We start from the raw sequence: 406 nt of genomic DNA, 5'->3' as shown, positions 1-406 counted from the left end.
ACTCCAGCTTATCTGGGAGGAAGTAGCGTGTGCTCAGCATGATGCTAACCCTAAACTGGTGTTAAACGACGTTGAAGTTAGGCGTTTTAATCAAAAACTCTATTTGGTTCGAGAGATTAAAGATCTATCGGGCTGGCAAGGTGATATTGCTGTTGGCGGAAAGTTGCTTCTGCCTGATGGCTTGGGAGATGTAAGCTTACACGCTGGGGTATCTGAATCCGAACCTGGTCGTCGGGTACAAACGTTCAGTTTACCAGACCAAAACGCGGTATTACGTGTTACCTTTAATCCTGAAGGTTTATCGGCGCACCCAGTTGGGCGTGGACATAGCAGGAAGCTTAAGAAGCTGTTTCAAGAGTATCAAGTGCCTAGCTGGTTGAGGCGCAGAACGCCTATATTAATGGAT

Annotated in this window: 1 protein-coding gene; it reads left to right on the top strand. The window is 46.8% G+C overall.

Annotated features, from left to right (window positions below; genetic code table 11):
• The coding region (tilS, locus tag BCT81_RS27265; RefSeq protein WP_157938896.1) for a tRNA lysidine(34) synthetase TilS at positions 1-406 on the top strand (406 nt) is incomplete at both ends.

Source organism: Vibrio sp. 10N.261.52.A1, from assembly GCF_002876325.1.
Lineage (GTDB): Bacteria > Pseudomonadota > Gammaproteobacteria > Enterobacterales > Vibrionaceae > Vibrio > Vibrio chagasii.
The sequence above is the reverse complement of the archived record's forward strand: the minus strand, read 5'-3'. Positions and strand labels throughout refer to the sequence as shown.